The sequence below is a fragment of the Burkholderia sp. Leaf177 genome (assembly GCF_001424345.1).
Lineage (GTDB): Bacteria > Pseudomonadota > Gammaproteobacteria > Burkholderiales > Burkholderiaceae > Caballeronia.
Map to the genome: position 1 here is coordinate 294,720 of NZ_LMPF01000001.1, position 20,536 is coordinate 315,255.

Below are 20,536 nucleotides of genomic sequence, written 5' to 3' on the forward strand. Positions count from 1 at the left end.
AGGTTTCTGGAGGTTTTATTGTTATGCAGTCAGTGTTGAAGTCGATTCATCGAGTGGTTCAAGCAGGCGTTCTGGGTGCTTCCATGCTGCTGGCATCGCAGGCGTTCGCAAGCGGCACGGAACAATTGAAGGCGTTTGTAGCACAGGTTCATGCCGCGCACGGGACGTTCGTTCAGCGTGAGGTGAAAGCGCCGAGCAAGGCGGCATCGGCTACGGCTACTCAGAGCGCCGCGCCGAGAACCTCGGGCACGGCGAGCGGCACGTTCACGTTCGCGCGGCCCGGCAAGTTCATCTGGTCGTACGAGAAACCCTACGCACAAGTGCTTCAAGCCGACGGCGACAAGCTGTATGTCTACGACAAGGATTTGAACCAGGTCACCGTGCGCGAGCTGGGTAATGCACTCGGCGCGAGTCCGGCAGCCATTCTCTTCGGCAGCAATGATCTGGACAAGAATTTCACGCTGCGCGACGCGGGCGTGAAGGACGGCATCGACTGGCTGGAATTGACGCCGAAAGCGCAGGACACGCAGTTTCAGCAGGTTGGCATCGGCTTCAGAAACGGCAATCTGGAAGCCATGGAATTGCACGATGTATTCGGTAACGTGACTTTGCTGACGTTTTCGAATATCGAGAAGAACCCGCCGCTGAAGAGCAATCAGTTCAAATTCGTGGTGCCAAAAGGCGCCGACGTGATCAACGGTTAACCAGCGTTCCGAATCGCGAGGCGGCGACCGCCTCGCTCTTTCGTGCTTGCCCGTAACCGACGAAATCAAGCCGACGAAATCAAGCGACCCAATCAAGCCGACGACCGGCTTTCTTCCCGCCGTCCCCCGCCCATCACCAATGCCAGATAAGCCAGCGCGCCGATTGCAAGCGACGGCAGCGTGGCGCCGAGATTCGGCATCCATTGATTGATCGCGTGGTACGCCGCAATCCCGAGCGCCCATGCAACAAACCCGCTGACATGCCAACCGCCCGAAAACGCGTACGGGCCGTGGGCGTCGGTGAGCGCGGCCACCGTCACGCGGCGTTTGCGCACGATAAAATGATCCGCGAGCACCACGCCGAAAAGCGGCGCAAAGACCGAGCCGATCAGCAGCAGGAAGTTCTGGTACTTGCCCATTTGCACAAGCAACGCGATCAACGTGCACAACCCGCCGAACGCCGCCGATAACAACGGCACGCTCGCTTTCGCCCAGAAGGTGCCGGTCGAGACGGCGGCCGAATGGATATCGGCGAAAGCGTTGTCGATTTCATCGATAAGAATCAGCAGCAGCGCAATCCCGCCCGCGGCTTGCGCAAACGCCACGGTCAGCAGTGCGTCGCCACCGCCCGCCGTCAGACCATAGAACGCGCCGAGCGCATAGAACCAGATATTCGCGATGCCGTAACCAAACAGCGTGCCGCGAAACGTGCCGCCCGCGCTGCGGCCAAAGCGCGTGTAATCGGCAATCAGCGGGAGCCATGAAAGCGGCATGGCTACAACCAGATCGATACCCGCGCCGAACGGCATTTCCCCGGTGCCGGGGCGGCTCATCAACGCGCTAATGTCTTGTTTCGACAGCAGATTCCACGTCAGCCATCCCGCGCCGCCGAGCAGCAGCCACATGCCCCACGTGCGCAAAAATCGCCGGACGAAGGACAGCGGGCCGGTGATCGCCAGGACGGTTGCCAGCACGCCGAAGATCAGCGTCCAAATGAGCGGTATCGACACACCGAAGGATTGTTTGGCGAGGGCATCGGCGGAATCGCGCATCACGATGATTTCAAACGATCCCCATCCGACCAGTTGCACCGCGTTGAGCACGGCGGGCACGGACGCGCCGCGCAGTCCGAGCGTAGGACGCAACGACGACATGGCCGCGAGCCCGGTATCCGTGCCGACCACACCGGCGAGCGCGAGCAACAACACGCCAATCACCGTGCCGATCCCGATGGCCGCAAGCGCGTGCGGCAACGACATGCCGGGTACGAGCAGCGCGCCGGCCTGCGCCACCAGCAACCCGATGCCAAGCGAGAACCACAGCGCGAAGGCGTCCGATGTACCGAATGCGCGGCGCGCGGCGGGAACCGGCAGCAAGGGCGCGTACGTGGAGGCGGCTGTGTCCGTGGTGTTCTCTTGTGCCATTCGGTTTCGTCCTTACTTGCAGATGTTGGCCGGCTCGCGTTCGGTTTGCCAAGCAATCCCTTCAAGCGGCAACTGTCATAATCGACCATCGCAGCATTTTGAAGCAGCGCGGGCATTTGTCTCGAAAAGTGCACGATTATCGCTGTGTTCGCCGTTGTCCAGACACATTCGGAATCTCTCATCGCGCCATGTTCGAAGAAAACCGTGCCAATGTTCCCCTCGCCGAGCGTCTGCGTCCCCGTACCATCGACGAGGTGATCGGCCAGAAACACCTTCTCGGTCCCAACAAGCCGTTGCGCGTTGCGTTCGAATCCGGCGAAGCGCATTCCATGATTCTCTGGGGGCCGCCGGGCGTCGGCAAAACCACGCTCGCGCGGCTGATGGCGGCGGCGTTTCATGCGGAATTCATCTCGCTTTCGGCGGTGTTGTCGGGCGTGAAGGACATTCGCGAGGCTGTGGAACTGGCGCAGATTCATCGGGCGAACGGGCATCAGACGCTTGTTTTCGTCGATGAAGTGCATCGGTTCAACAAAAGCCAGCAAGACGCATTTTTGCCGCACGTGGAGTCCGGTTTGTTCGTGTTCGTGGGCGCGACGACCGAGAATCCATCGTTCGAGGTGAACAGCGCGCTGTTGTCGCGGGCGGCGGTGTACGTGCTGAAAAGCCTCGATGAGAGCGAGCTTGACGAGTTGCTGGAACGCGCGCAGGGCGAATTGGGCGGCCTGACTTTCTCCGATGACGCGCGCGCCGCGCTCATCGGTTCCGCCGACGGCGACGGCCGCAAGCTCCTCAACAACCTGGAAATCGTGGCGCGGGCGGGCGCGCAACAAAAGTCGACGCACATTAACGGCGAGTTGCTCGGCAGCGCGCTTACCGAAAATCTGCGTCGTTTCGACAAAGGCGGCGACGCGTTCTACGACCAGATCAGCGCGCTGCATAAATCGGTTCGCGGCAGTAATCCGGACGCCACGCTCTACTGGTTTTGCAGGATGCTCGACGGCGGCGCCGACCCGCGTTATCTCGCGCGGCGAATCGTCCGGATGGCTTGGGAAGATATCGGGCTCGCCGATCCTCGCGCTGGTCGCATTGCGTTCGATGCCGCCGAAACCTACGAGCGCCTGGGAACGCCGGAAGGCGAACTTGCGCTTGCTCAGGCGCTGATTTATCTCGCGGTCGCGCCGAAGTCGAACGCTGGCTACATGGCCTATAACGAGGCGCGGCGGTTTGTCGGCAAGGATCAGTCACGCGGCGTGCCGGTTCATTTACGCAACGCGCCGACCAAGCTAATGAAAGAACTCGGATACGGGCATGAATATCGGTACGCGCACGACGAACCCGACGCCTACGCGGCCGGCGAAACCTATTTGCCCGATGGCATGCGCGACCCGCATTGGTACGAGCCGACGCCGCGCGGCCTGGAGGGCAAGATTGGTGAAAAGATGGCGCGTCTCGCACAACTCGACGCCCAATGGCGGCGCGAGCATAAGGACGACAAATAAGCGCCGTTTTTATCGCCGATAAACATAGAAACGCGGCGTCAAATCAAGCCAAACGGCTAACGCGGCCAAACCTCGCCAACTTGCCTGCCTCGCTGCGCTAAAATCGCGGATTCGCATACTTGGAAGAACCGGCCCCGCCATGCTCGACATTCAACTCCTGCGCAAAGATCCCGACGCTGTCGCCAAGCGGCTGGCTCAACGCGGCTACACACTCGACGTCGCGGCATTCGCGGCAATTGAAGCGGAACGGCGCGAAATCCAGACGCGCACGGAAGAGCTGCAAATGCGCCGCAATACGCTGTCGAAGCAGATTGGCGCAATGAAAGGGCGCGGCGAAGACACCATGGCCGTGATGGCGGAGGTAGGCGGTATCGGCGAAACCATGAAGGCTTCGGCGACCCAGCTCGACGACATCCAGAAACGTCTCTCCGACCTCATGCTAGGCGTGCCCAACGTGCCGCATGAAAGCGTACCAATCGGCGCCGATGAATCCGGAAACGTGGAAGTGCGCCGCTGGGGCGCGCCGCGATCGTTCGACTTCGAGGTGAAGGATCACGTCGATGTCGGCGCGCCGCTCGGCCTCGACTTCGAAACGGGCGCGAAACTCTCGGGCGCGCGTTTCACGTTGCTGCGCGGACAGATTGCGCGTTTGCATCGGGCGCTGGCGCAATTCATGATCGACACGCACACCGAGCAGCACGGTTATACCGAGGCGTACACGCCGTATATCGTGAATCCGGAGATTTTGGTGGGCACGGGGCAATTGCCCAAGTTTGCTGAAGACATGTTTCGCGTGGAGAAGGGCGGCGAGGAAAACACGGTCACTCAGTACCTGATCTCGACATCTGAGATTTCGCTGACGAATACAGTGCGCGAAAGCATTCTTGAAGCGTCGGCGCTGCCGGTCAAGCTGACGGCGCACTCACCGTGTTTCCGCTCGGAAGCAGGTTCTTACGGACGCGATACGCGCGGCCTGATTCGCCAGCATCAATTCGATAAAGTCGAGATGGTGCAGGTCGTGTCGCCCGAAAAATCCTACGACACGCTCGATGAAATGGTCGGCCACGCCGAAGCCATTTTGCAGAAGCTGGAATTGCCGTATCGCGTGATCACGCTGTGTACCGGCGATATGGGTTTCTCGGCAACGAAGACATTCGATCTGGAAGTCTGGTTGCCGGCGCAGAACACGTATCGTGAAATATCGAGCTGTTCCAACACCGAGGCTTTCCAGGCGCGGCGCATGCAGGCGCGTTTCCGCAATGCACAGGGCAAGCCCGAATTCGTCCATACGTTGAACGGTTCTGGGCTTGCGGTCGGGCGGACGCTGGTTGCGGTGCTGGAAAATTACCAGAACGCGGATGGTTCGGTGACCGTGCCCGTGGCGCTGCGGCCGTACATGCGCGGCGTTGAAAAGCTCCAGGTCTCGACCGCGGAATAACGACTCCCTGTTGTAACAAGCTCACGAAAAGGGGCTTGGAAATCAGTTTGGAGTCGTCTATAATCTTTCTCTCGCTGGACATCGACCCGTTCAGCGAGAGCCGCAACAAGCATCGTGCGGTTTGCAGTATCTGGAAAGGTGGCAGAGTGGTCGAATGCGCTGGACTCGAAATCCAGTGTACCTTTAGGGGTACCGTGAGTTCGAATCTCACCCTTTCCGCCAAATTCAAAAACCCCCGCTGATCGCAAGATCAGCGGGGGTTTTGCTTTGTGGCTTCAGCACTTGGGCAGCAGGCCCTGAATATCGGAAATCGACTTGCCGTCCGGATTCCTGCCGATCGAACTCCGGCTCAAATTGTTCGATGTCCGGCAAGCCCAGTTGTCGGGCTTTTCAAGCGCCGGCGTCTGTCGGTTGGCCCAATCGTCAACGCCGGATGCCGGCGCTGGTTCAGCGGGCTCGGACGACATTCCGACAATAGCGGGCGGACGGTACATGTATTGGGGCGTTATCGACAGTGAGACCGGATCGTCGGGGCCCGCGGCGTGTGCAACTGGCAAAAAACATAATGACTTGGCAATAACAAGGGCGGACACCACGCTGCGGCGGATTCGCGTAACAAATTGATTCATGCATATTTCCGTTTAAAAATACCGGTTGCAGCAAATGCTACGTTGTTTGCAACGGAATCTATTTAATCAAAAAACAGTATTAATTCGTATTTTTAAACGCATTCACATTAACCAATTGGTTTTATAAACACGGGAATAAGATTGTTTTCAAGGAATGGCGCGTTCTTTGAAAAAGCGATGCAAAGCGCCACGCAGCGGGCGCTCGCGCGTCGCTCAGTGCGTAAATCATAACGCCAATTAATCGTTCGAAAAGCGTCTGGCCGGTATCTCTCGACTCAGCAACTTAATCACTTGGTTCGTTGCATATTCAGGCTGTAAGCGCTTGGCATAAACACCGCAACGTTGAAAAAACCAATTGCCATGAACGCGTAATGGCATCTGCGTACGGGCGCGACATTCTGGTCTTATTCAGTCCCGCCACAAATCAAGTCGTACACCGCGCGATATTGAAGCGCATTTCCGGCTCCGGCAGCCGACCGTAGTCTCCAGCCGATTTCTGCACTTTCACCGTCGATCCATATTGCGACGGCGTCAGCGTCACGAGCCACGCGTTTGGTCCGACCACGAGTTCCGACGTGTTACCCATTTTCGATGTCGACACAGACGGCAGGCGATCTTCGAGGCAATTGAAAACATCCGATGCCGCGCGCCGCGACGATACGTATATCAGCGGGTTCGATGCACGAAGTTCGGGACCACTGGCGGAGCTACACGCCGTGAGCGCGAACGCCGCAAACATCGCGGTCGAAAGAGGAGCAAAAAGAGCGAAGGAAATGACACGACTTGAGATCATTGGCGAAACACGAGAGTCAAAACATTAAGCGAATAGAGCGTAAACCGCTCGACGAAGCAAGTCCGGATCACGACGCACACAGCGCTTCGTGGTTGCACGGCGACTCCGAAACCATTGGAAAAAGAGCGGGAAAGCGCGCGATGCTATCATCGCCGGCATCCTGAAATAATGCGCGGCGGATACATCGATTTCGTATCGACATGACGCGCGCCGACACACCAACGCTCCATGGCCATCACACTCAAGTCGCCCGCCGACATCGAAAAGCTTCGAATCTCCGGACGTCTCGCCGCAGAAGTCCTTGCGATGATCGGAGAGCACGTCAAGCCCGGCGTCACCACGGAAGAACTGGATGCAATCTGCAACCGCTTTATTGTCGATGAGCTGAAGGCAATCCCGGCGAACGTGGGTTACATGGGCTTTACGAAAACCATTTGCACATCGGTGAATCACGTGGTCTGCCACGGCATTCCGGGCGCGCGGGAATTGAAGGATGGCGATATCGTCAACATTGACGTCGCGATCATCAAGGACGGTTATTTCGGCGATACAAGCCGCATGTATTACGCGGGTACGCCCAGCCGCGAAGCCAGGCGTCTTTGCGATACGACTTACGAAGCCATGCTTGCCGGTATTCGCGCGGTGCGTCCCGGCGCGACGCTGGGCGACGTGGGTCATGCGATCCAGACCGTGGCGAACCGCGAAGGCTATTCGATCGTGCGCGAGTATTGCGGACATGGAATTGGACGTCTCTATCACGAAGATCCGCAAGTACTGCATTACGGACACCCGGGCGCGGGTTTGCGGCTCAAGCCGGGACTGGTCTTCACCATAGAACCCATGGTGAACGCAGGTCGTGCTGCGACGCAGCAATCGCGCGATGGCTGGACGGTGACGACGAAGGACCGGTCACTATCGGCGCAATGGGAGCATATGGTTGTCGTCACTGACGACGGCTACGAACTGCTCACACCCTGGCCCGATGGCACGGGTGAATATTCGGCGCCCTGAGACCTGGACTTGCCCGGCACGAACGTCATTAGGGCGGCTTCGCACGTTGCCTGCAATAATGATTTGACTCGTTTGCCTGTTCAGTTGAAGCTACGAATTAGACTAAGCTGGCTAAGACAGTCTAAGAACATAGCTAAGAAGACAGCTTAAGAAGCTTGTGAAAGCTTGAGAGAAAAACACCCGCATGAGTCCTTCACTAACTGTTCACCGGATTGCCTCTCATCAAGGTGCTGTCCTGCGCGAGCTTCGCACGGCCTCGTTGCGCGAAGCACCGTATGCGTTCGGCGAGACGCTGGAGGAAGCGTTGTCCGCCGACGTCGCAAGCTTCGACGAAACGGCTGATCGCCACGCGAACTCCGAGATCACGGCATCGTTTATCTTGTACACGGAAGGTCATCCGGCGGGCCTTGTCGGCGCGTTCATTGAAGAGGCGGCTCAACCGCGCGCCTTCGTTTATGCATTGTGGGTGGCGCCGGCAGTGCGGCATCTGCGAGGCGGCGAGCTGCTGGTGAATGCCGCCACGCAATGGCTCGCGGAACGTCGCGTGCATGATGTCTTCGCGTGGATCGCCGATGGCAACCGCAACGCCATGCGCTTCTACGAACGCCTGGGCTTTGGTCCGACCGGCGAACGGCGCCGCATTCCTGCGCATCCCGAGGAATTCGAAACGCTGCTGGTGCGCCGCGTAAGCGATCAAACCACATAACTTCCGGCGCGCGTTCGCGGCAATCGTCGCAACACGCGGGGCCATGCGTGATAACGTGGCCGGTCGTTTGTATCCTTTATTTGTATCCTCTGCGCTGTCCTCTTTCTTTCCAGCTGAACTTCACGACGGCCGACATTGCGACGGCAATCTGAAATTTTTCTGTTGCCCGCGCTCACGCCTGTAAAATACGCAAAAATTTTGGCTTTACCTATGTCGCTCAAAAAAACGCCCTTTTTCGAATTGCGCAGCGGCTCTGTCGACACGCTTCTGTTTGTCGTCAAGACTACCGACCTCGACGCGATGCGCACGGAACTCACGCGGCGCTTCGAAGCGACTCCCGAGTTTTTTGCGGGCGATACCGTCGCCATCGACGTACGTAAGCTCGACGCCGGCGAACGTATATCGGTGAGCGAGCTCGCGGCGTTGCTCGACAGCGTGCGCATGCGTCCTGTCGGCGTGGTCGCGTTGCCGGAACAGACGTGGGCAGCAGAAGGCGCGTTGCCGCTGCTCGAAGCGCGCGACCGGCGTGGCGCGCCCAAACCATCGGTCGATGCCAACGTCGAGAACACCGAAGCCGTCGCCGTGATCGAAGCCGCCGTCGCGCAAGCGCCGCCGCCGAGCGCGCCGGTGCCGAAGACCACGATCATCGACCGGCCGTTGCGTTCTGGGCAGCAGGTGTATGCGAAGGGCGATCTGGTCGTGCTCGGGCTCGTGAGCTACGGCGCGGAAGTGATCGCGGAAGGCAACATTCATATCTATGCGCCGTTGCGCGGCCGGGCGCTCGCGGGCGTCCACGGCAATCTCGATGCGCGCATCTTCTGCACGTGTCTCGAGCCGGAACTCATTTCCATCGCCGGGATTTACAGGACGACAGAAACACCGCTCGGCCCCGACGTCCTGGGCAAGGCGGTGCAGATCTGGCTCGACGAAGAAAAATTGATGATCGAACCGCTGCGGCTGACCTGATTGGCCTGATGGAAAAATCAGCCAAGGTGCGCCCGATGGGGACGGCGCGCTCCCGGACAGAACGCCAGCGGATTTAATTGACGAACACAAGGTACAGGAATGGCAAAAATCATTGTGGTGACTTCGGGCAAGGGCGGCGTCGGCAAGACGACCACCAGCGCGAGCTTCGCATCGGCCCTCGCGTTGCGCGGGCATAAAACGGCTGTTATCGACTTCGACGTCGGCCTGCGCAATCTCGATCTCATCATGGGCTGCGAACGCCGCGTGGTGTACGACCTCATCAATGTGATCCAGGGTGAAGCGAATCTGAACCAGGCGCTGATCAAGGACAAGAAGTGCGAGAACCTGTTCATCCTTCCGGCATCGCAGACGCGCGATAAAGACGCGCTGACGCAAGAAGGCGTGGAGAAGGTCATCAACGACCTGATCGCAATGGACTTCGAATATATCGTCTGCGACTCGCCAGCCGGGATTGAATCGGGCGCGCTGCTCGCCATGCATTTCGCCGACGAGGCGTTGATCGTGACGAACCCGGAAGTGTCGTCGGTGCGCGACTCGGACCGGATTCTCGGCATTTTGTCGTCGAAGACTAAGCGCGCAATCGAAGGCAAGGAGCCGATCAAGGAACATTTGCTGATCACGCGTTACAACCCGAAGCGCGTGAGCGAAGGCGAGATGCTGTCGCTCACCGATATCCAGGAAATCCTGCGCATCGACCTGATTGGCGTGATTCCGGAATCGGAAGCGGTGCTGCATGCATCGAACCAGGGTTTGCCGGCCGTGCACCTCGATGGCACTGATGTGGCTGAAGCGTACAAGGACATCGTTTCGCGCTTTCTGGGCGAGGAAAAGTCCCTGCGCTTTATCGATTATCAGAAGCCAGGTCTGTTGCAACGCATTTTCGGCAACAAGTAAGGGGACGCAATGTCGATTCTTTCGTTTTTGCTGGGCGAGAAAAAGAAGTCCGCTTCGGTCGCGAAGGAACGCTTGCAGTTGATCATCGCGCACGAGCGCGCGGGTGGCCAGCCGGCCGCTGATTATCTGCCGGCGTTGCAACGAGAACTCGTTGCCGTGATTTCCAAGTATGTGAAGATCTCAAGCGACGATATTCGCGTGAGCCTCGAACGTCAGGACGATCTCGAAGTGCTCGAGGTCAAGATCGAGATTCCATCGGCGTGACGTAATTCGAGTAACTCGAAAGCTGTTGAGAAAGCCGGAATCGATGGTTGATTCCGGCTTTTGTGTTTTTACGGTTTATCGTTTGCGCGCCTTAGCGTGTCTTAGCGTATATGGACGATGCCGAATTACATCAATATTCCGTTGCAGTTTAGCCATCGCGGTTACACCGCCGATGTCGGCTGAATCCTGGCTTCGCGCATTGATTGGGTATCGCTGCAGATTGCGTGCGGCGATCCACTCAAGAGGCCGATCATGAAAATTCGTTTGTTTATCGCCCAGGCGGCCATTGCGATGGCCGGTGTTGCTGCCGTCGCGGGAAGCGCGTCGGCTGAAGTTGTCATCATCGCGCCGAATGCGCCGCCGCCCGTGCGTGTAGAGGCCGCGCCGCCCGCACGCGTTGGATATGTCTGGGATCAGGGACATTGGCGCTGGGAGCACGGCCGGTACGTGTGGAACCCGGGACACTGGCAAGTCGAGCGCGTGGGTTATCACTGGGTGCCGGGACACTGGTTCGCGCGTCATGGTGCGTGGCGTTATGCGCCGGGGCATTGGGCTTGAGATCGTTGCTGACGCGTTGGGCGGCACTCACGCCGCCCTTACCACCATACCGGAGCATCCGATGAAAACGAAACTCCTGATTATCACCTTGCTGGCGACGCTGCTGGGCGGGTGTATTGTCGTGCCGGCGCATTCTTATGCTTATCGGCCGGCGGCGCGCGTTTATGTCTATTGAGCGTTATTTGGTCGCCGGCTCTTCTGCCTCGACCGGACCCTCCGGCACTTCCGGCGATGCTTTCGGCACGGGCGCAGGTAACGGCGTCATGTAACGCTCGGCAAGCGCCTCGTACAGCGGCGGCGCGAAGAAGCGCGACACGCGGCTTGCAATCAACGCCGTTGCCATGAGTGAAATCACCAGCGCGTGGCCGTTGATCATCTCCATGACAATCACAAACGACATGATCGGCGACTGCGTGACGGCCGCGAGATAACCGACCATGCCGAGGGCGATGAGCATCGACAACTGCATGTCGCCGAAAACCATGTGCAGCACGTTGCCGAAGCCCGCGCCTATGGAAAGCGATGGCGCGAAGATGCCGCCGGGAATGCCGGGCAAATACGAGCCGATCATCGATACCATCTTCAGCAGCGGATAAAAGACCGAAAGTTGTTCGTGGCCTTCGAGCAATCCGCGCGCTTCGGCGTAACCGCTGCCGAACGTCGTTCCGCCTGAAACGAGGCCGACGATCGCGATGATCAAGCCGCAGATCATCGCGAAAATGACGGGTTTCGATGCATGCAATTCGCGCAGGCGCGCGGGAATCCACTTCGACGTATTGAGCAGCAGCCAGCAAAACAAGCCACCGGCGATTCCCGTCACAACGGCCGTCAGCACTACCGCGAGCGCCAGCAGGTTGGGAAAATGCGCGCTGACCTCGATGGTCCCGAAATACGTATAGTTGCCGTTCAGCCCCAGCGCGACGATCCCCGCCAGGATGATCGCGGTGATCAGCACGCCGCTCGTGCGGGCTTCGAAACTGCGTGTGAGTTCTTCGATTGCAAACACAATGCCGGCGAGCGGCGTATTGAATGCCGCCGATAACCCCGCCGCCGCGCCCGCCAGCACGAGTTGCCGTTCAATGCGCGCGTTCGATCGCGGGAAAAGGCGGCGAAGGTTGTACATGAGCGCCGCGCCGACCTGCACGGTCGGGCCTTCGCGGCCGATGGTGAAGCCGCCGAGTATCGCGAGAAAGGAGATGCCGAATTTCGCGATCACGATTCCCGGCGATAAAAGCCGTGTCCCAAGTCCCGGCGGGCTGTGCAATACCGCAATGACTTGAGGAATGCCGCTGCCTTCGGAGCCGCGAAAAAACTTGCGTGTGAGCCAGACGGACAACGCGGCGACGGCCGGCGTGAGGATAAGCGGCAACCAGACGTGATCGTGTTGGAACGTGCGGAAGCTGTTGTAACCCCAGTCGATCAGCCGCGCGTAAAACACGGCGACCAGTCCGACGACGATGGCGCCGACCCAGAAAATGCCGTATCTGTACCAGATGCTGCGTGCGCGCCGGATAGTCAGGCGGGGAAGGGAGCGGAGCAGGCGATTCATAAGCGGTGAGCCATGCGACCGGCTGTCGGCAAAGCCGTGATTATATCGATGCGCGTGTCATCGATATAAAAGGGTGATATCAATTCGGATCGAAAAGAAAAATGGGACGCTGGCAATACGCCTGCGCCCCATAAAACACTCTCGTCGGGGTGGCGAGAGCGGAGAGAAATTGGTAATGAGAAAGTAAGTTTAATTGAAGCCTTTTGTATAATGCGCAAACGTTTGAACAGACGCACAGGTGAATGAAAGATTTATCGACTAGTGTTAGAGAAGTCGAGAATTAGCGGTGGTACTTAATTCAAACAGGCACGGAAATTTTGCTAGCCGGTGACCATTTCAAACGCTACGACCGCCGCAATTGCGCCCAGATTTGCGATCAAAGCCTGGAACGCAATTCCGCGCCAGCTCGTTGTCTGAAATCTTACAGCTAGCATTAGCGCGCTGAATAACGCTATGGCAATGACTACGACAACATGCGCACTGTGGAGATGTATCCGCATGGGGCCAGCCTCATTATGTACAAGGTTTGTTCGAGTATAGACAGCGCATCCCGGTACGCAAGTTGCGACGTTCCGGATAAGAGCGAACGCTGCGGCTCTCCAGATGTAAGTCAATGATCTGACGGGAATTTTCCGAAGACATTTAGTACTAACCCGAATTCGCCGGCTGGACTGATTTTATTGCTGCTTTCAACTACTTTGCATTCTTGCAGACACGTCGTTTTCACGGAGTCGCATCCATGAGTTCCCCGAATCGCCGTTCCCTCGAAGTCGATTTTTTTCGAGGACTCGTGCTGCTCGTCATCGCCGTGGATCACATTTCGGGAAGCGTGTTGTCGCACTTCACCCTTCATAGCTATGCGTTTTGCGATTCCGCCGAGGTGTTTGTGTTCCTCGGTGGTTATGCGTCGGCAGCGGCCTATACGTCGCTCGAAGCAAATCGCAGCCATTCAGCCGCATTGCGGCGGTTCTTGAAGCGGAGTTGGGAAATTTACCGGGCGTATCTTTTTACGGCTGTCATGATGCTGCTCGGCGGCGCGTTGCTGATGTGGCTGCGCATCGATACCCCCATGCTGCAGATCACCGAATGGCCCGCGTTCCTGGCCCGGCCGCTCAGCCTTTCCTTCGATATCGCCACGTTGCGGCATCAGCCGTATTTATCGTCGGTATTGCCGATGTACGCCATGTTCGCGCTCGCCGTTCCGTTCGTGGTGCCGCTTGCCGCAAAAAAGCCGGTTGTCGTGCTGTTCGGCAGCCTGGGAATGTGGCTGTTTGCGTCGTCGCTTGCGCAGTGGTTGCCGTCCGCGTACGCCGAAGGCTGGTCGTTCAACCCGTTTGCGTGGCAGTTGATGTTCGCCATGGGCATCCTTTCACGCGTCCAGCCGATCAGCGCCGAATTCCATAACTCGAAAACGGCGCGCTGGCTGACGCGTGCTGCAATCGTCGTGTTTCTGACGTTTGCGTTCGCGAAGCTTTTTCTCGAAACGCAGGCGCCTCCGGGATACATGAAGCAAAACCTCGCAACCCTGCGCATCGTGAGTTTTGTGGTGGTCGCGTGGTTGTTCGCGCAGGCGGTGCACGCCGGATGGATTCGATCGATTGCGCAAAGTCTGCCGAGCGTGGTGAACGTCGGCAAACAGGGACTCGTGTGTTTTATCGCGGGCGCGTGCATGTCGCTGGTTATCGACACAGCGTTGCGCGTCGTATCGCTCGGTTCGTATCAATGGATGGCGGGACTGACCGGCGACGCCATCGCCATTGGCAGCCTGATCTGGCTCGCCGCTTTCTGGCGCGACCGGAAGGCCGCGCAGCGCACGCGCGTGCCCAAGCATCCCGCCGTACCGGCGCATGCGGCTAACCGGCGGGATCAGTAAAACGCGTTAAAGCTTGATCCCGCGCGTTTCCCGCATGCACAGCACGCCGATCAGGCTGATCGCCGCCGCCACGGAAACGTAGCCGCCAACCCAGGACAGGCCGCCGCGATTCGCAAGCAATTGCGCAATATACGGCGCCACCGATGCACCCAGAATCCCGCCCAGGTTGTACGCCACGCCCGCGCCGGTGTAGCGCACGTTGGTCGGGAAAAGCTCGGGCAACAGCGCGCCCATCGGGGCGAACGTCACGCCCATCAAGAACAGCTCGATAGTCAGGAACAGCGCGACCGCGTACGTGTTGCCGCTGCCGAGCAATGGCGCCATTGTGAAGCCGGACAGGATCGCCGCAATGCAACCGACGATCAGCACCGGGCGACGGCCGAATTTATCGCTGGCGAGCGCTGAAAGCGGTGTCGCGATCGCCATGAAAATGACCGCGAAGCACAACAGGCCGAGGAATTTTTCGCGGGTGAAATGAAGCGTGGAAACGCCGTATGACAGCGAGAAAACGGTCGAGATGTAGAAGAGGGTGTAGCAGACGATCATCGCGATGGCGCCGAGCAGCGTTGGGCCAAGATAGCGGCTGAGCAGCGTGGCAACGGGCACGCGCACACGTTCTTGCTTTTCGATGGCCGCGCGAAACGCCGGCGTTTCCGCGATTCTCAGGCGCACGTACAGGCCGAGCGCCACCAGCACGGCGCTGACAATGAATGGCACGCGCCAGCCCCAGCTGCGGAATTGTTCATCGGTTAAGGAAAGCGCAAGGCCAAAGAACAATCCGTTCGATGCCAGGAATCCCACCGACGGCCCCAGTTGCGGGAACATCCCGAACCAGCCGCGCCTGTTTTGCGGCGCGTATTCGGTCGCGAGCAGCGCCGCGCCGCCCCATTCGCCGCCCAGGCCAATGCCTTGCCCGAAGCGCAAGATGCACAGCAGCACGGGCGCCAGACTGCCGATGGACGCATATCCCGGCACGAAACCAATCAGCGTCGTGGAAACGCCCATGACCAGAAGCGATGCAACCAGCGTCGATTTTCGTCCGATCCTGTCGCCGAAATGGCCGAACACGAACGAGCCGATCGGCCGCGCTATAAACGCAATGCCGAACGTGACGAACGCCGACAACGCTTGTGCGGCCGGCGAACTGTGCGGGAAAAACACCGGGCCGATCACCAGCGCGGCCGCGGTCGCGTAGACATAGAAGTCGTAGAACTCGATCGCCGTCCCGATGAAACTCGCGAAGATGACGCGGGAGCTGCTCATTTTTGCATCGCTTGCGGGCGATGCAGGCAGTGAAGATGAAGCTGACGACATGGCGTCTCCGTTTCGCCCATCGCACGCGTTCTGGAGCGCGACGCGGGGCATTTTATTAAGGCAAATGAAGCAAATAAGGCGATCAGGTTGCGTCGAACGGCGCGCGGGTGCGGCGCGGTATCGAGCGGGCGGGGCGCATTGCACGAACGCCGGATGGGCAGCGGCAATGGCTTTGACCGGCATGGCCGGTTACCGGTGTAACGGATAGGTATCGAAAATTATAACGATCGTGCGTGGCGACGGGCAAGGAACTGTTTCTGGAAGCGCAATGAAAGCTCCTTCAATCGATGGTCGTTGCCTGCGGCGAATGCGCGCTCCTCAGCTGGAACTGGCCGTTGTCGTTAAAGAGCCAGCCTTCGAAAAGATCGAGATGACCGTTGCCATCGAGCAGACGTGACGGCGGTGGAGGCAATGGTGAAGCGCGGCGCAGCGAGGCGAGCGCGGTGGCTTCGGCTTCGTCGTCGCCATTCGTCCGATACACCGAAGAGCGGATCACACGCCCGTTGCGGTCCACCGTGTACGCGACCACGACCAGCGAGCGCAGCATGGCTTGCGGCGTGCCTTTGAGCACCAGCGACGGGTTGCGCTCGAAAATGTGTTGCGCCACGCGCACTTTGTATTGATCGAGCGTCGCGCCCGCCACCGCCGCGGCAGGTTTTGGCGTTTCGAGCGCGCCGGGCGGCGGAGTGATCGTGCACGCCGCGAGCGTGGCCAGGAGCACGACGCCAGACGCCAATTGCCCGCTTTTCAAGCTGAAGATCATGGTCGACGAAACTCCACGGGAAAACGCTGCATCAGCCTCAAAGATACCCGCCGGGACCACGTCTTGCTGCCCTAATTTGCATGCCCACATTATCACCATGCAAGGAGAGAACCATGAACAGCGATCCGACCGATCTGACCAACCCGCAGCCGGCAGAACACAGCGACAACGAGGCGAGCAAGATGCCCGAGCGTGACGATGAACACCGCAAGCAGGCGCCAAGCGACCAGCCTGGAAAGAAGCCGGGCGAAGGCGAGCCGGACGTCGGTTGATGCATTGAGTCTGTTCACGCCGGCGCGGACTTCTTGCCGCGCCGGCGTGGTTTTGGCTCGACGCCGATACGTTCATCGCGTGCGAGCACGAGCTCGGTAATCCTTTTCACGACGTCTTCAAAAGCCGGATCGTCCTGCGACACATAGAGCCATTTCCCTAGCACCGGATGTGGCTGCAAAGCCGGCATTTCATCGATTAGCGCAGCATGCCGGTCCCGCGATGTACAAACCAGCAAGCCATTCCACGGGTCTCCGCGATCGGCGGCGACCAGGCACAACAATCCATCCATATAAGCGGCGTCACAACCGAACATCCGCTTGGTGATGTAGGTCGGATCGCGCTCGAAGGCCTCGAAGATCCACGCGAGTGAATTATGGACGGCAGAAGGCATCGTTATTTGCTCTCGATATAGAACTCATATCCTGGCGGTTTCGCTCAGAAGCCATTCACGGAACGCGACGAGCCTCGGCAACGCGGCGCATTCCTTCTTGTAGACGACAAAATACGCGAGCGCCGACGGCAACGTAATGTCGGGAAACAGGCGGATCAGCCGGCCGGAACTGAGATCATCGCGTGCCAGGACGCTTCGCGCCAACGCCACGCCGTGCCCATCTATTGCCGCCTGCAAAACCGCCGCGGAATTGTTGATCTTCAAACCTGCGCGACCCGCGACCACGTTCGTCCCGGCATTTTCGAGCCACGAATTCCAGGTATCCCACGTGACAAAGCCCGCTTGACGATCCACGGAAAGATCATCGATCAACGTCATGTTTGCCAGATCGGCCGGGCTGCGCAAGCCGGGATTGCGTTCGAGAAACGCGCCCGAGCACACAGGAAAAACCTCTTCGTCCATCAGCTTTTCGGCTTCGAGTCCGGGCCAGTGCCCGGCGCCATAACGCACGCCGATATCGATACCTTGGGCCGCAAAATCCACGAGTTTCAGGCTGGTATCGAGACGAACATCGGTGTCCGGCCACGCCGCCTGAAACCGGTCGATACGCGGTAACAGCCACTTCGCCGCGAACGCGGGGCTGACCGTAACCGTCAACACGCCGCCCGTCGACGCTTCCTTGAGGCGCGCGAGCCCGAGATTCAGCCGGTCGAATCCTTCGCGGATATCGGGGAGCGCCCGGATTGCGATGTCCGTTGGGACGAGACGCGCCCGCCCGCCGCCGCTTCGGTGAAAAAGCGGAAAGGCAAGCCACTCTTCCAGACTTCGAACGAGCTGTCCAACGGCCGCGGGCGTGACGTTCAACTCTGCCGCCGCGGCGGAAAAGCTCTGGTGTCGCGCGCTTACTTCAAACGCTCGCAGTGCATTGAGAAAAATAGGCGTAGTCATGCCGATAAAGTTTTTCTTTTAGAAGCGGACAGAATAACTGATTTGTGAACGCGTTCGTTCAAGCTAACAATACTCTTCAACAAGGAAGCAGGGAGCGAGGCGTTCCTTCCCTTGGCTGAACTTTCCGGAGTATTGAAATGCATAGTTTTTCTTCTAAAGTCGCGATTGTCACGGGCGGTGGATCGGGTATTGGCAAGGAAGTCGCGAAGCGCCTTGTGCAGGCTGGCGCGAGCGTGGTTATTGGTGGGCGTGACGACGCGAAGCTCAAGCTGGCGGCTGCAGAAATCGATCCAACCGGCGCCAACGTCCGCACATTCGCGGGCGACATTGCGTCGCCCGCAACGGCCGCCGGTCTCGTGAACCTGGCGACGCAAGCTTTCGGCGGCGTCGACATCCTGATCAACAACGCCGGCGTGTTTGCGCCCAAGGCGTTCCTCGATGTGACTGAGTCGGAATACGACTGGTTCATCGATACCATTCTCAAAGGCAAGTTTTTCATGGCCCAGGCGGCAGCACGGGCGATAAAACTTCGCGGCGGCGGCGCCATCGTTCAAACGGGATCGTTGTGGGCGTTGCAGGCGATCGGCGCGACGCCATCAGCCGCATATTCGGCGGCGAACGCGGGCGTGCATGCGTTGACGCGCAATCTCGCGATCGAGTTGGCGCCGGAAAATATCCGCATCAATACGGTGGCGCCGGCGGTTGTGGAGACGCCTGTGTACAACACGTTCATGACCGACGATCAGGTCAAGGCGACGCTGCCTACGTTCAATGCGTTTCATCCGCTCGGGCGCAATGGTCAGCCAGCGGATATCGCCGAGGCGATCCTGTTCTTTGCATCGCAAAAAGCATCGTGGATCACCGGCACTGTGCTTCCCGTCGATGGCGGTGTCATGGCCGGACGTCAGGCTTGAATGAGGGAATGTTTATCGCGATGCGTGGCTGGCGCGCGGTGTTGAATATGAAATAGCGGATGGAGTTCGTCCGCTTGTTTATTCGCCGTCGGACGCCGGCGTGAGGAAAACATACGGCTTTAGTTCGGGATGCCCAAAAAAACAAAAACCCCGTAACTCAAAAAGTAACGGGGTTATTTCCATGTTCTTGGCGGAAGCGGTGAGATTCGAACTCACGGATGGGTCACCCCATCGCTAGTTTTCAAGACTAGTGCCTTAAACCACTCGGCCACGCTTCCACGTTTCACAAATTACAACTAAACCAATCACCGGAACGGCGCTCCCTTCCGGCAAGGCGCGTATTGTAGCGCAACTTCGCCGGCTGTTTAAGCCTTCGAAAGCGCGTCACCCTTCCAGCGATTTTGTCGCCCGCAAACCGGGAAACAGGCGCATCCAGAGCAGCGCGACGACAATCGTCCCCACGCCGCCGATCAACACCGCTGGCACCGCGCCAAACAAGCCCGCGGTCATGCCCGATTCAAACTCGCCAAGCTGGTTCGATGTCCCGATGAACAACGAATTGATCGCGCCCACGCGACCACGCATATCGTCGGGCGTCTGCAACTGGACGAGCGAATTGCGCACCACCACGCTGATCACGTCCGATGCACCCAGCGCACCGAGCGCGAGCATCGAAATGACGATGTTGCTCGATAACCCGAACACGATCGTCGCGACGCCAAACGCAATCACGCCGCCAAAAAGCGCCGTTCCCGCACGCTGCCGCAACGGAAAGTGCGCCAGATATATCGATCCCGCGAGCGCGCCAACCGCGGGCGCCGCGCGCAACATGCCGAGCGCCCAAGGGCCGGCGTGCAAGACGTCGCGGGCGAACACGGGCAGCAAGGCCGTCGCGCCGCCCAGCAGCACGGCGAAAAGATCCAGCGACAACGCGCCGAGAATCACTGGTTTGCGTCGAATGAAAGCAATGCCCGAGAACAGCGATTCAAGCGAGACCGGCGTACGCATGCGCACGGCTTTTTCGATTTTTATCGATGCAAGCAGCAGCGCCGCCCCCACAAACGCCACGCTCACCGCCCCATAAACCACGAGCGCGCCGAGTCCGTAGAGCAAACCGCCCATTGCGGGCCCGAGAATCTGCGCGGTCTGGTTCGCGGACGTGGACCACGCCGTTGCATATTGCAACTGCGCGCGCGGGATCAGGTTGGGCAGCAACGCGGACATGGACGGAGATTCGAATGCCCGCGCCGATCCGGCAACGGCCGCGATCACATAGATCAACTCCTGGCTCGTCACGCCACGCCATGTCGCAATACACAAGGTCAACGCCGCCACGCCCTCGATTGCCTGGCACACGAACGCGATCGTGCGCCGGTCGTATCTGTCGGCAACATGGCCGACGACGAGCGTGAGCATGAACATCGGCAGGAACTGGGCGAGGCCGACGAGCCCGAGTGCGAATGCACTATGCGTGATCGAATAAATCTGCCAGCCGATGGCAACCGACATCATCTGGAACGCCACCGATGACATGACCCGAGCGCTCCAGAAGAGCGCAAACGGCCGGTGACGCATCACCGAGCCGGGTGGTACAGCAGGAGATG

At 59.1% G+C, this 20,536-nt stretch carries 21 protein-coding genes and 2 tRNA genes; 13 read left to right on the forward strand and 10 right to left on the reverse strand.

Annotated features, from left to right (window positions below; translation table 11 throughout):
- Nucleotides 1-23: 23 nt before the first annotated feature.
- Nucleotides 24-704, forward strand: a complete 681-nt coding sequence (gene lolA / locus ASG35_RS01310; protein WP_056351897.1) for an outer membrane lipoprotein chaperone LolA — start codon at nucleotides 24-26, stop codon at nucleotides 702-704.
- 92 nt (nucleotides 705-796) lie between these two features.
- Here lolA and cytX read toward each other — a convergent pair whose 3' ends face one another.
- Nucleotides 797-2,128: a putative hydroxymethylpyrimidine transporter CytX gene (cytX, locus tag ASG35_RS01315; protein ID WP_056351899.1), complete on the reverse strand. Its 1,332-nt coding sequence runs from the start codon at nucleotides 2,126-2,128 to the stop codon at nucleotides 797-799.
- Nucleotides 2,129-2,316: 188 nt separating this feature from the next.
- Here cytX and ASG35_RS01320 point away from each other — a divergent pair, with 188 nt between their 5' ends.
- The 3 genes from ASG35_RS01320 to ASG35_RS01330 all read left to right on the forward strand — a co-directional run bounded on the left by ASG35_RS01320 (nucleotide 2,317) and on the right by ASG35_RS01330 (nucleotide 5,287).
- Nucleotides 2,317-3,627, forward strand: a complete 1,311-nt coding sequence (locus tag ASG35_RS01320) for a replication-associated recombination protein A (RefSeq protein ID WP_056351902.1) — start codon at nucleotides 2,317-2,319, stop codon at nucleotides 3,625-3,627.
- Between the two features lie 139 nt (nucleotides 3,628-3,766).
- Nucleotides 3,767-5,065, forward strand: a complete 1,299-nt coding sequence (serS, locus tag ASG35_RS01325) for a serine--tRNA ligase (RefSeq protein WP_056351905.1) — start codon at nucleotides 3,767-3,769, stop codon at nucleotides 5,063-5,065.
- Between the two features lie 132 nt (nucleotides 5,066-5,197).
- A tRNA-Ser gene (locus tag ASG35_RS01330) sits at nucleotides 5,198-5,287 on the forward strand.
- A 53-nt stretch (nucleotides 5,288-5,340) separates the two neighbouring features.
- Here the strand turns inward: ASG35_RS01330 and ASG35_RS31155 are convergent.
- Both ASG35_RS31155 and ASG35_RS32035 read right to left on the reverse strand, forming a co-directional pair.
- Nucleotides 5,341-5,694 carry a hypothetical protein gene (locus ASG35_RS31155; RefSeq protein ID WP_156392938.1) on the reverse strand — a complete coding sequence of 118 codons (354 nt, stop codon included), beginning with the start codon at nucleotides 5,692-5,694 and terminating at the stop codon, nucleotides 5,341-5,343.
- A gap of 424 nt (nucleotides 5,695-6,118) precedes the next feature.
- On the reverse strand, nucleotides 6,119-6,280 hold the full coding sequence (locus ASG35_RS32035; protein ID WP_235527417.1) for a hypothetical protein: 162 nt from the start codon (nucleotides 6,278-6,280) through the stop codon (nucleotides 6,119-6,121).
- A gap of 435 nt (nucleotides 6,281-6,715) precedes the next feature.
- Between ASG35_RS32035 and map the strand changes: the two genes are divergently transcribed.
- The 6 genes from map (at nucleotide 6,716) to ASG35_RS01370 (ending at nucleotide 10,907) form a co-directional block, all read left to right on the forward strand.
- The gene (gene map / locus ASG35_RS01345) at nucleotides 6,716-7,498 is read left to right on the forward strand and encodes a type I methionyl aminopeptidase (RefSeq protein ID WP_056351913.1); all 783 of its coding nucleotides are present in this window, start codon (nucleotides 6,716-6,718) and stop codon (nucleotides 7,496-7,498) included.
- 184 nt (nucleotides 7,499-7,682) lie between these two features.
- A complete protein-coding gene (locus ASG35_RS01350; RefSeq protein ID WP_056351917.1) occupies nucleotides 7,683-8,204 on the forward strand; it encodes a GNAT family N-acetyltransferase in 522 nt (173 codons plus the stop codon).
- 210 nt (nucleotides 8,205-8,414) lie between these two features.
- The gene (minC, locus tag ASG35_RS01355) at nucleotides 8,415-9,170 is read left to right on the forward strand and encodes a septum site-determining protein MinC (protein WP_056351920.1); all 756 of its coding nucleotides are present in this window, start codon (nucleotides 8,415-8,417) and stop codon (nucleotides 9,168-9,170) included.
- A 99-nt stretch (nucleotides 9,171-9,269) separates the two neighbouring features.
- A complete protein-coding gene (gene minD, locus ASG35_RS01360) occupies nucleotides 9,270-10,085 on the forward strand; it encodes a septum site-determining protein MinD (protein WP_056351923.1) in 816 nt (271 codons plus the stop codon).
- A 9-nt stretch (nucleotides 10,086-10,094) separates the two neighbouring features.
- On the forward strand, nucleotides 10,095-10,349 hold the full coding sequence (gene minE, locus ASG35_RS01365) for a cell division topological specificity factor MinE (RefSeq protein WP_056351927.1): 255 nt from the start codon (nucleotides 10,095-10,097) through the stop codon (nucleotides 10,347-10,349).
- A 291-nt stretch (nucleotides 10,350-10,640) separates the two neighbouring features.
- Entirely contained in the window at nucleotides 10,641-10,907 is a 267-nt protein-coding gene (locus ASG35_RS01370) for a YXWGXW repeat-containing protein (RefSeq protein ID WP_442854801.1), read from the forward strand.
- A gap of 178 nt (nucleotides 10,908-11,085) precedes the next feature.
- Here the strand turns inward: ASG35_RS01370 and ASG35_RS01380 are convergent, their stop codons facing one another.
- The gene (locus tag ASG35_RS01380) at nucleotides 11,086-12,456 is read right to left on the reverse strand and encodes a chloride channel protein (RefSeq protein ID WP_200945669.1); all 1,371 of its coding nucleotides are present in this window, start codon (nucleotides 12,454-12,456) and stop codon (nucleotides 11,086-11,088) included.
- Nucleotides 12,457-13,195: 739 nt separating this feature from the next.
- On the opposite strand from ASG35_RS01380, the gene ASG35_RS01390 reads away from it, so the two are divergent.
- On the forward strand, nucleotides 13,196-14,329 hold the full coding sequence (locus tag ASG35_RS01390; RefSeq protein ID WP_056351940.1) for an OpgC domain-containing protein: 1,134 nt from the start codon (nucleotides 13,196-13,198) through the stop codon (nucleotides 14,327-14,329).
- A gap of 6 nt (nucleotides 14,330-14,335) precedes the next feature.
- Here the strand turns inward: ASG35_RS01390 and ASG35_RS01395 are convergent, their stop codons facing one another.
- Together ASG35_RS01395 and ASG35_RS01400 are read right to left on the reverse strand one after the other, a co-directional pair.
- Nucleotides 14,336-15,592 (reverse strand): MFS transporter, encoded by a 1,257-nt coding sequence (locus ASG35_RS01395; protein ID WP_442854793.1) that lies wholly within the window; start codon nucleotides 15,590-15,592, stop codon nucleotides 14,336-14,338.
- Between the two features lie 331 nt (nucleotides 15,593-15,923).
- A complete protein-coding gene (locus tag ASG35_RS01400) occupies nucleotides 15,924-16,406 on the reverse strand; it encodes a TonB family protein (RefSeq protein WP_056351943.1) in 483 nt (160 codons plus the stop codon).
- 113 nt (nucleotides 16,407-16,519) lie between these two features.
- Between ASG35_RS01400 and ASG35_RS31875 the strand changes: the two genes are divergently transcribed.
- Nucleotides 16,520-16,678 (forward strand): hypothetical protein, encoded by a 159-nt coding sequence (locus ASG35_RS31875; RefSeq protein WP_200945670.1) that lies wholly within the window; start codon nucleotides 16,520-16,522, stop codon nucleotides 16,676-16,678.
- Nucleotides 16,679-16,692: 14 nt separating this feature from the next.
- Here the strand turns inward: ASG35_RS31875 and ASG35_RS01410 are convergent, their stop codons facing one another.
- Nucleotides 16,693-17,070: a hypothetical protein gene (locus ASG35_RS01410; protein WP_056351948.1), complete on the reverse strand. Its 378-nt coding sequence runs from the start codon at nucleotides 17,068-17,070 to the stop codon at nucleotides 16,693-16,695.
- Nucleotides 17,071-17,094: 24 nt separating this feature from the next.
- On the reverse strand, nucleotides 17,095-18,018 hold the full coding sequence (gene gcvA, locus ASG35_RS01415) for a transcriptional regulator GcvA (RefSeq protein WP_056351950.1): 924 nt from the start codon (nucleotides 18,016-18,018) through the stop codon (nucleotides 17,095-17,097).
- 137 nt (nucleotides 18,019-18,155) lie between these two features.
- On the opposite strand from gcvA, the gene ASG35_RS01420 reads away from it, so the two are divergent.
- Entirely contained in the window at nucleotides 18,156-18,932 is a 777-nt protein-coding gene (locus tag ASG35_RS01420; protein WP_056351953.1) for an SDR family NAD(P)-dependent oxidoreductase, read from the forward strand.
- Nucleotides 18,933-19,120: 188 nt separating this feature from the next.
- Here ASG35_RS01420 and ASG35_RS01425 read toward each other — a convergent pair.
- Nucleotides 19,121-19,210: transfer RNA gene (locus ASG35_RS01425), tRNA-Ser, on the reverse strand.
- Nucleotides 19,211-19,316: 106 nt separating this feature from the next.
- A complete protein-coding gene (locus tag ASG35_RS01430; RefSeq protein WP_056352868.1) occupies nucleotides 19,317-20,507 on the reverse strand; it encodes an MFS transporter in 1,191 nt (396 codons plus the stop codon).
- Between the last annotated feature and the right edge of the window lie 29 nt (nucleotides 20,508-20,536).

What these genes read in the sequence shown, in the direction of transcription:
- lolA (WP_056351897.1), top strand. Translation starts at nt 24, where the DNA reads ATGCAGTCAGTGTTGAAGTCGATTCATCGAGTGGTTCAAGCAGGCGTT.
- cytX (WP_056351899.1), bottom strand. Translation starts at nt 2,128, where the DNA reads ATGGCACAAGAGAACACCACGGACACAGCCGCCTCCACGTACGCGCCC.
- ASG35_RS01320 (WP_056351902.1), top strand. Translation starts at nt 2,317, where the DNA reads ATGTTCGAAGAAAACCGTGCCAATGTTCCCCTCGCCGAGCGTCTGCGT.
- serS (WP_056351905.1), top strand. Translation starts at nt 3,767, where the DNA reads ATGCTCGACATTCAACTCCTGCGCAAAGATCCCGACGCTGTCGCCAAG.
- ASG35_RS31155 (WP_156392938.1), bottom strand. Translation starts at nt 5,694, where the DNA reads ATGAATCAATTTGTTACGCGAATCCGCCGCAGCGTGGTGTCCGCCCTT.
- ASG35_RS32035 (WP_235527417.1), bottom strand. Translation starts at nt 6,280, where the DNA reads ATGGGTAACACGTCGGAACTCGTGGTCGGACCAAACGCGTGGCTCGTG.
- map (WP_056351913.1), top strand. Translation starts at nt 6,716, where the DNA reads ATGGCCATCACACTCAAGTCGCCCGCCGACATCGAAAAGCTTCGAATC.
- ASG35_RS01350 (WP_056351917.1), top strand. Translation starts at nt 7,683, where the DNA reads ATGAGTCCTTCACTAACTGTTCACCGGATTGCCTCTCATCAAGGTGCT.
- minC (WP_056351920.1), top strand. Translation starts at nt 8,415, where the DNA reads ATGTCGCTCAAAAAAACGCCCTTTTTCGAATTGCGCAGCGGCTCTGTC.
- minD (WP_056351923.1), top strand. Translation starts at nt 9,270, where the DNA reads ATGGCAAAAATCATTGTGGTGACTTCGGGCAAGGGCGGCGTCGGCAAG.
- minE (WP_056351927.1), top strand. Translation starts at nt 10,095, where the DNA reads ATGTCGATTCTTTCGTTTTTGCTGGGCGAGAAAAAGAAGTCCGCTTCG.
- ASG35_RS01370 (WP_442854801.1), top strand. Translation starts at nt 10,641, where the DNA reads ATGGCCGGTGTTGCTGCCGTCGCGGGAAGCGCGTCGGCTGAAGTTGTC.
- ASG35_RS01380 (WP_200945669.1), bottom strand. Translation starts at nt 12,456, where the DNA reads ATGAATCGCCTGCTCCGCTCCCTTCCCCGCCTGACTATCCGGCGCGCA.
- ASG35_RS01390 (WP_056351940.1), top strand. Translation starts at nt 13,196, where the DNA reads ATGAGTTCCCCGAATCGCCGTTCCCTCGAAGTCGATTTTTTTCGAGGA.
- ASG35_RS01395 (WP_442854793.1), bottom strand. Translation starts at nt 15,592, where the DNA reads ATGAGCAGCTCCCGCGTCATCTTCGCGAGTTTCATCGGGACGGCGATC.
- ASG35_RS01400 (WP_056351943.1), bottom strand. Translation starts at nt 16,406, where the DNA reads ATGATCTTCAGCTTGAAAAGCGGGCAATTGGCGTCTGGCGTCGTGCTC.
- ASG35_RS31875 (WP_200945670.1), top strand. Translation starts at nt 16,520, where the DNA reads ATGAACAGCGATCCGACCGATCTGACCAACCCGCAGCCGGCAGAACAC.
- ASG35_RS01410 (WP_056351948.1), bottom strand. Translation starts at nt 17,070, where the DNA reads ATGCCTTCTGCCGTCCATAATTCACTCGCGTGGATCTTCGAGGCCTTC.
- gcvA (WP_056351950.1), bottom strand. Translation starts at nt 18,018, where the DNA reads ATGACTACGCCTATTTTTCTCAATGCACTGCGAGCGTTTGAAGTAAGC.
- ASG35_RS01420 (WP_056351953.1), top strand. Translation starts at nt 18,156, where the DNA reads ATGCATAGTTTTTCTTCTAAAGTCGCGATTGTCACGGGCGGTGGATCG.
- ASG35_RS01430 (WP_056352868.1), bottom strand. Translation starts at nt 20,507, where the DNA reads ATGCGTCACCGGCCGTTTGCGCTCTTCTGGAGCGCTCGGGTCATGTCA.